Annotated in this window: 6 protein-coding genes; 5 read left to right on the top strand and 1 reads right to left on the bottom strand. The window is 58.8% G+C overall.

The window, feature by feature from the left end; genetic code table 11:
- Nucleotides 1-808: 808 nt before the first annotated feature.
- From HY962_11235 to HY962_11220, 4 genes are all read left to right on the top strand, one after another.
- A complete protein-coding gene (locus tag HY962_11235; protein ID MBI5647494.1) occupies nt 809-2,368 on the top strand; it encodes a T9SS type A sorting domain-containing protein in 1,560 nt (519 codons plus the stop codon).
- Between the two features lie 581 nt (nt 2,369-2,949).
- Nucleotides 2,950-4,269 (top strand): NupC/NupG family nucleoside CNT transporter, encoded by a 1,320-nt coding sequence (locus HY962_11230; protein MBI5647493.1) that lies wholly within the window; start codon nt 2,950-2,952, stop codon nt 4,267-4,269.
- A 199-nt stretch (nt 4,270-4,468) separates the two neighbouring features.
- Nucleotides 4,469-6,070, top strand: coding sequence for a hypothetical protein (locus HY962_11225; protein ID MBI5647492.1), 1,602 nt, complete (start codon nt 4,469-4,471; stop codon nt 6,068-6,070).
- Nucleotides 6,071-6,250: 180 nt separating this feature from the next.
- The gene (locus HY962_11220; protein MBI5647491.1) at nt 6,251-7,630 is read left to right on the top strand and encodes a hypothetical protein; all 1,380 of its coding nucleotides are present in this window, start codon (nt 6,251-6,253) and stop codon (nt 7,628-7,630) included.
- A 48-nt stretch (nt 7,631-7,678) separates the two neighbouring features.
- Here HY962_11220 and HY962_11215 read toward each other — a convergent pair whose 3' ends face one another.
- A complete protein-coding gene (locus HY962_11215; GenBank protein ID MBI5647490.1) occupies nt 7,679-8,047 on the bottom strand; it encodes a GIY-YIG nuclease family protein in 369 nt (122 codons plus the stop codon).
- A 248-nt stretch (nt 8,048-8,295) separates the two neighbouring features.
- Here HY962_11215 and HY962_11210 point away from each other — a divergent pair, with 248 nt between their 5' ends.
- Nucleotides 8,296-8,625: a YbjQ family protein gene (locus HY962_11210; protein ID MBI5647489.1), complete on the top strand. Its 330-nt coding sequence runs from the start codon at nt 8,296-8,298 to the stop codon at nt 8,623-8,625.
- Nucleotides 8,626-8,668 lie beyond the last annotated feature (43 nt).

Here is an 8,668-nt window from a genome sequence, read left to right as displayed (position 1 = left end):
TGCCACGAATCTGTCGAGCGGCAACTATGTCGCGACGATCACGATGACGGGTGTGGAGTCGGGCTTGACGTTTACGAAGACGATCAAGATGGCGCTCGCGAAGTAGTTTTTCATTCTTTGTGATTACAGGGCCCCGCCAAGTGCGGGGCTTTTTTTTTGGCTTAGTAGGTTGGTAGTTGGTAGATGGTAGAGGGTAGATCGATCTGCTCTGTTCGTGTGAGGAGACAGGAGACAGGAGACAGGAGTCGACTCAGTGCCTGTCTCCTGTCTCCTTTATCCTGTATCCTCACGCGGCTGTGCGGATACAGTAAAGCGAAGTCGGGAGACAGGAGTTGGCTCGAGGACTGTCTCCTGTCTCCTTCCTCCTGTATCCTCACGCGGCTGTGCGGATACAGTAAAGCGAAGTCGGGAGACAGGAGTTGGTTCGAGGCCTGTCTCCTGTCTCCTTGCTCCTGTATCCTCACGCGGCTGTGCGGATACAGCAACGCGAAGTCGGGAGACAGGAGGTGGCTCGAGGACTGTCTCCTGTCTCCTTCCTCCTGTATCCTCACGCGGATGTGAGGATACAGCGCAATGAAATCGGAAGACACGCCTAAGCAGTGTTGCACGAAATGACAGAGGGAAAACGCGATAAATCGTGGGTGAATTGGTGGTAATCGAAAGGAGTGTGACAAATTGGCACATGATTTTACCTTGCAATCATGGAAGAAACGATCTAACATTGTTGGAGTTCACTTCTGTTGAACAATCAAGGTTTCATGACCACACCGGTGTGAGCCAATTCAACCATCAGAAAGAGGGGTGTTTTATGTCCCATCGTTTCGCGTTTGTGGTGATGCTTTTTGGCGCGTTGTTGCTCGGGTCGTTCTTCACGAACACGGGCACGGCACATGCTCAGTGCCCGTACCTTCTGACAGCGTACCAGTACACAGGCAGTGCATCAGGGTATGAAGGAATCTCCTTCGAAGTCGAGGCCCTCGACTATGTCAAGATCTGCCGTATCAGTCCGTCGATCTGTTACCTCGGCGCGGGGAATGTCGAGGTGTGGTACCGTCTCGGTCCCCAGCAGGCGGTGAACACGGGTTGGACCTATGCGGGAACAGGGTACCTCGCCGCGAACTGTCCCGTGTTTGTGGGCCTGGAAGAAATTCCCGTCGACATCAACCTGGTGCTTGCGCCGGGAGAAAAAGCGTCGTTTGTCCTTTTTAATGACAACCTCGTCGTCTGGGGTCAGCCCGGCGCGGCAGTGCCATCGACGTGGCAGGATTCACGTCTGAAAATCGTTGTTGATGGGTATGGTGTGTATGGCGGGACCGCCGGCGGCGTGCCCGCATGGAATTTCGTCTCGGGTTGGAAGTGGTTCGGCGCGGTGCGGTATGCCGAGGGCTGCAACATTCCGGCCGATGCTATCACCATCGATGCCACCGATCAGGCCGGTAATCCGCTGGCGTACACAAATCCGGGCGCGACCATGTACTTCAAGTACTCGGTGCTGTTCCCGGCCGGTGCAACCAGCACCACCTTCGATCTGAAGTTCTTCCGCATCGGCGGGTCGACGAGTGTGCCCGAGTGGACCACGTCGTTCACCGTCAACAAGCAGGCCGGCATACCTCTCTATGGCTCGCAGCCGATCACGCTTCCGTCGACGCTCCCCGAGGGGTACTACCGAGTTGACTATCAGGTGACATCGCTGAGCACGTGCAACACGCCGCTCACGAAGCCACTCCCGTCAAACTCGCTGATGCTGATCGCGGCCGGCAAGACGCCGTGCCTTGTGTATCCCGGCGACGTGAACAACGACGGCATCGCGAACTTCGGCGATCGCAAGGCATTGAACAAATATATCTTCGATGCGAATCTGGCTCCGATGTGGCTGTCCGGTCCGGCCCGCTACCGCGCCGACGCGCCGACGAATCCGTTCACGTATTACATGTGGGTCGGCCAGCCGTCCGTGCCCTGGCAAACCGCCATGGGGTGTTACATGGACAGCGATGGCAACGGCCTGGTGAACAACTTCGATTACATCGCGATCAAGCTGAACTGGATGAAGACGCACGGAACACCGAAGCCGGGCGCATTCTCGCGCGAGACCTTCGACATGGATCAGAACTATCCGAATCCGTTTAATCCTTCGACGTCGATCCGTTACACCGCGCCGGAAGCCTCGCAGGTGACACTCACGGTGAGCGACATGTACGGACGCACAATCGCGACGCTTGTTGACGGCCGCGTTGACGCGGGGGTGCATACGGCGAACTTCGATGCCACGAATCTGTCGAGCGGCAACTATGTCGCGACGATCACGATGACGGGTGTGGAGTCGGGCTTGACGTTTACGAAGACGATCAAGATGGCGCTCGCGAAGTAGTTTTTCATTCTTTGTGTTTACAAGGCCCCGCCAAGTGCGGGGCTTTTTTTTGGCTTAGTAGGTTGGTAGTTGGTAGATGGGTAGATGGTAGATCGATCTGCTCTGTTCGTGTGAGGAGACAGGAGGCAGGAGACAGGAGTAGATGGGTAGTTGGTAGATGGTAGATGGGTAGGCCGATCTTCTGGGTGCGAGTGAGGAGACGGGATACAGGAGACAGGAGTGGAATCAGTGCGTGTCTCCTGTCTCCTTCCTCCTGTATCCTCACGCGAATGCGAGGATGAAACTGAGTGGGACGGGGAGACAGGAGTCGACTCAGTGCATGTCTCCTGTCTCCTTCCTCCTGTATCCTCACGCGGGTGTGCGGATACAGCAAAGCGAAGTCGGGAGGCAGGAGTTGGCTCGAGGACTGTCTCCCGTATCCTCACGCGGCTGTGAGGATACTAGGTGGTTGAGCAAAATGCTGGCGCAGGCAAGGACACGCAGCGGTGGATTTTCATCGCAGGATTCTGCATTATGGGACTGCGCTTAGCGGAGCCGGCGCGACTTCCCCTTGCTGTTCATTCCTGATCGTTTGTGTATCCATGACATTTGATGGCGTAGTGCGCGGTCTTCTCGGGATCGTGCTGGTGCTCGCGGTGGGTTTTGTTTTCTCCACCAATCGCAGACGTATTCCCTGGCGGCTTGTCGCAATAGGCATAGGGCTGCAATTCGGCTTCGCTCTGCTGGTTCTCAAAACCTCGGCGGGTCGCTGGGTGTTTCAGGAGTTGAGCCGCTTCTTCGTATTTGTGTTCGGCTTCGCGGCCGACGGCGCTCGATTTGTATTCGGCCCGCTCGCAAACGCCCCGGGCGCGCAGGGCAGTCTCGGCTTCTTTTTTGCGTTTCAGGTGCTGCCGACAATCATCTTCTTCGCCGCGCTCATGGGCATCCTGTACCATGCGGGCCTTATGCAGCGGGTGGTGCAGGGCATGGCGTGGATCATGCTGCGCGTGCTCGGCACAAGCGGCGCGGAGTCGCTGAACGTCGCGGCCAACACCTTCATCGGCCAGACCGAGGCACCACTCGTCATCCGCCCCTATCTCAAGACGCTGACGGAATCCGAACTCTTCACGGTGCTGACCAGCGGGATGGCCCACATCGCCGGGGGCGTGCTCGCCGCCTACGTGCAGATGCTCGGCACCGCCGCCGCAGCGGCCGCGGGCACCGCAGCGGAGGCCGAACAGGTGCGATTCGCAGGCCACTTCCTCGCGGCCTGCATCATGGCCGCGCCCGCGACGATGGTCGTCGCAAAAATGCTCGTGCCGGAAACAGGCGAGCCGCAGACGATGGGATCCGTCAAACTCTCCATCGAAAAAACACATGTGAACATGATCGACGCAGCCGCGTCGGGCGCCGCCGACGGCGTGCGCCTCGCGATCAATGTCGGCGGCATGCTCGTCGCGTTTATCGCCGTCATCGCGCTTGCAAACGCGCTGCTCGGCTGGGTCGGCGATGCTGCCGGATGGAACACGGCCTTGCGCGCGGCATATGGCGGTCCGCTCTCGCTCGAACTGCTCTTCGGTTTCGTCTTCCAATTCATCGCCTATACGATCGGCGTGCCGTGGCACGACGCGATGAATGTCGGGAGCCTGCTCGGCATCAAACTCGTGCTCAACGAATTTGTCGCCTATTCCCGTATGGCTGAGCTGGTCGGCGCGGGTGCGCTCGGCGACAAATCGATCGTCATCGCAACCTACGCGCTCTGCGGCTTCGCCAATTTCTCGTCGATGGCGATTCAGCTCGGAGGCATCGGTCCGCTGGCGGAAAACCGCCGCGCTGATATCGCGCGCCTCGGGCTGCGGTCCGTCCTCGGAGGAAGCATCGCGACGTGGATGATGGCGGCGATTGCGGGAATGCTTGTCTAGGAGCTAGGATATAGGATATAGGAGCTCGGAGCTGAGAGACACGAACTCGCGCGTGGGAATCATGCTCCCATTCCACCTTTCACTTTCCACCTTCCACTTTTCACTTTCCACTTTCCACTTTTCACTTTCCACTTTCCACTTTTCACTTTCCACTTTCCACTTTCCACTTTCCACTTTCCACCTTTCACTTTCCACCTGTATGACCTCATCGACGCGTGTCCGCTGGTTTGCTTTGGGCGACCTCAACGGCTTCTTCGGCCTGATGTTCGACAATCTCACGGTGCTGTCGTTTCTTGCCGGCATTCTGATCTTTGCGTTCGGTTTTCCGGCGGACATCGTGTACACACGGATGTTTCCCGGGACGGCGCTGGGCGTGTTGTTCGGCGATGCGGTGTACACGTGGATGGCATGGCGGCTGATGAAAAAGACCGGCAGATCCGATATTACGGCGATGCCGCTCGGACTCGACACGCCCTCGACCATCGGCATAGCGCTGGTGGTGCTCGGCCCCGCCTTCCTCGCGATGAAGGCCGACGGTATGGCCGTGCGCGATGCCGCGATGATGACCTGGTACATCGGCATGGCGACGATGGTGATGATCGGTGTGGTCAAGGTGGTCTTTTCCTTCATCGGTCAGTGGGTGCAGAGGATAGTGCCGCAGGCGGGCCTGCTCGGTTCTCTTGCGGGCATCGGGCTCGCCCTCATCGGCGCCATACCGCTCATCGACATATTCGGGATGCCGATTGTCGGACTCGTCGCCCTCGGCATCGTCTTCACCACACTCGTGGCAGGCGTCAAACTGCCGTGGAATCTTCCGGGAGTGTTTGTCGCCGTCGTCGTTGGAACCGCTCTGTATTACGCGCTCGGACCCTCCGGCTGGGCAGGCGGCAGCGCCTTTGCCTTCCCCCCGCTCGAACTGCACTTCGGCCTGCCGATTCCCACACTCGACTTCATCACGGGACTTGAGCCCGCGCTGAAATATCTCCCCCTCTCGATACCGTTCGGCATTCTCACCGTCGTCGGCGGCATCAACACCACCGAAAGCGCGCGTGTTGCGGGCGACGATTACAACACGCGCAACATCCTGCTCACAGAGGCCTTTGCGACGCTGCTGGCTGGCATCACGGGCGGCGTTGCACAGTCGACCCCGTACATCGGTCAGCCCGCCTACAAACGCATGGGAGCACGCGCGGGGTACACACTCGCGACCGGACTCTTCATCGGTCTCGGTGGCATGCTCGGGTATGTGTCCTTTGTGGTCGAACTGATTCCCCGCGCAGCGCTGGCGCCGATTCTGATCTTTGTCGCCCTCGACATCATGATGCAGTCGTTCCACGCCTGCCCCTCGCGGCATGCGTGGGCCGTGGGCTTCGCGTTTTTTCCGACCGTTGCACGATTGCTCGCGATAAAACTCGGCAATCCCGAGTACGTGGATCCCGCGCGATTTGCCGCCCTGCTCACAGGAGCAGGCAAGGCCCTTCCGGAACTGCTGGTCATCGTCGCCCTGGGCAACGGCTTCATTGTCACCGCCATGCTGTGGGGCGCCTTCCTCGCAGAGCTGATCGACAAACGGCTGAAACACGCCGCGGCGTATCTCACCGTTCTCGCCGTGCTTTCGTTCTTCGGTGTGGTGCACTCCGCTCTGCCCGACGGCGCCATGTACCTGCCATGGACACTCGACGGATTCGCCGCACGCGTGCCGCAACAATTCGGACTCGCCTATCTTGTTTTTGCCGCCATGACACTGCTGCTGTCATTTACGCGCGGAGCAAAACCACGCGTCGCGGATGGCTGGGAGTAAGCGGCCGGACCACAAGCGCGGCCACGTCGCGCAGACAGGTGGCGCATCCTTCCACCACGGCAGTGACGGAAGAGTCACCAGTACATCACGGACGCGGATCTGCCTCGCACCGGACCGTTGATACCGGTAGATTCGAAACATTCTGTTCCATCCAGTTTCCGACATATTAAAGGGTGTACCATGGCGCTGTTCCGCGGAGTGGGTGTTCTGCTTGTCCTCGTCCTGTCCTGTACCGTACACGCGCAGCTTCATTCCTCCGCGAATCACGCGGACTACCTGATCATCCATTCCTCCGTCTGCGCCGGTCCAGCCGCATTGCATGCACAGTGGCGTGCCGCGAAAGGCCTTGTGTCGATGCCCGTCGACATCGCCGATATCGCGCGCGAATTTCCGGCCGCGGAGTCGCGGCAGTCGCTGCGTGATTTTCTGAGCTACGCGATGACGACGTGGACGCCCCCGTATCCCGCATTCGTTCTGCTCCTCGGCGATAGCAACATCATCCCCACGTGGCAGCATGTTTCAACCGATATGCAGGTGCCGGACACCGCCTATCACGACTGGCCTTTCGTGGTCAATCAAAATCAGAACGACACACAGCCCGACGCCGCCATCGGACGCTTCCCCGTATCCGACAGCGCGGCCGCGGAACTGTGTCTCGCCAAGACGCGGTATTTTACCGACTCGATGCGGCGCGGCGATGTGCCGCTCGACTTTCTGCAATTGATCGACTCCCGGGACGGGGCCCTCTTCGAGACTATTGCGGAGAACGACGCCTCGTCCAATTTCCCCTCGGCCACGCGGCGCGTGATGTTATCCGCGCTCGCGGGCTCGGCACAGTACGCGTCCCGCGAAACCATGTGGAATACGCTTCGCTCGGGCACGCGCGTCCTCTTGTATTATGGACACGGGGCGCGCTGGGGCTGGTCACACGAGCGACTTCTGACGTATGACAACCTGGACTCGGTTGCCCTGCCCGCGTCACCGTTCGTCGTCAGCACTGTGGCGTGTTCACAGAAGGCGCTCACAGGGCAGGAGGAATTATTCGGCACGCTGCTTCTGCGACCGAAGGGCGGCGCGGTTGCGACGATCGGTTCGTCGGGCCTGAACTACGCAGGAATAATTTCGTCCATTCTCACATACGCGCACAGGGCCATGATCAACGACGGTGTCGCGGTCGGCTCGGCGCTGCTCGCGGCGATCCGTGAGCGCAGCGCTGCCTGGGAAGCAATGCGTATGGTCCTCTCCGGAGATCCGGCCCTGCGCCTCCCGCGCGATATAGTGGCGGGAATAAACGGGCAGCCGGTAGGAGAAACGGACTTCACCATTCACGCATACCCGAATCCTGCGCGCGGCATCGTCCGCTTCGACGTTCCGGTGTCGCGCGAGACCGCGTTCGAGATCGACATCTTCAACACACTCGGTGTACACGTCGCACACATCCGCAGTGACGCCGCGTCGAGAGCGATGTGGGACAGTTCACTCATGCCGAACGGTGTGTATCATTACCGCGCACACTCCGGCACGAAGCAGAGTGCGGGCACCCTTCACATACTGCAATAGGCGGATATCACCGAACCGTCGCGTGTGAGAAAGGGGGCGTCCCGAAGCTCACGCCTGACGCACCTTCCGGCTCGTATTGTACACGTTGCCCGCGAAGGGGGCGAGTTTGTCGATCCAAATCATTTCGAGAATGTCGAGGTCGGGACCGTAGTCGTGTGCCGGATCCTCGTTGACCGGCAGTGTCTCGACTATCTCGAAGACAAATGCATCGGCGCCGTCGCGGGTCCAGTCCGCCTGCAGCGCGGAGTTCAGGTGACCGCCCATGGTCAATTGCAGACGGTTCTTTGCAAAGACACCGTGCAGGTTTTTGCTGCTGCCGAAGAAGATCCGTCCGCTGTCGATATGGCGAATCTGGAACACGCCCGCTGTTTTGGGTTCGTTTTTGTATGCCTGTTTGAGTTGTTTTCGCGAGTCCATTCGGGTTTTCGGGAAAAGAGAAAAGGGAAAAGAGAAAAGGGAAAAGGGAAAAGAGAAAAGGGAAAAGAGAAAAGGGAAAAGAGAAAAGCGAAGTGGGCAGAGTTTAGGTAGAAGGCGACGCTGAAGAATGAGTTACAACTTGCAACGGGTTATGGTGAGGATCAAAATGCAGCCGGTGGCTCGGTGCTGCAAATTTGCGTAGTATTGCTCGAAGTCGTTTCCTGTTCAAACACCATCACGGAATGACCATGAACCACAGTCTTGTCACCACCGCCTTTACGATTGACGGCCAGCGCATCGTGAAGAATCTTGGAATTGTGCGCGGTATCACCGTTCGTTCGCGCAACATATTCGGCACGATCGGCGGCAGTCTTCAGACTCTTTTCGGCGGAAACATCACGCTGTTCACGGAATTGTGCGAGAAAACGCGCGCGGAGGCCTTCGACATCATGGTACAGCACGCCGAGGCCATAGGCGCGAATGGGATAATCGGCATGCGCTACGACGCCAACGAGGTGATGCAGGGTGTCACGGAGGTGCTGGCATACGGCACGGCGGTGATTTTTGAAGCGGAATAAACGCCCGCTTGTGCGATATTGCTCCCGGACGTATCTTTGTATT

It is taken from the genome of Ignavibacteriota bacterium, from assembly GCA_016218045.1.
Classification (GTDB): Bacteria; Bacteroidota; Ignavibacteria; order SZUA-365; family SZUA-365; genus JACRFB01.
Note: the sequence above shows the minus strand (reverse complement) of the source record. Positions and strands in the feature narration are given on the sequence as shown.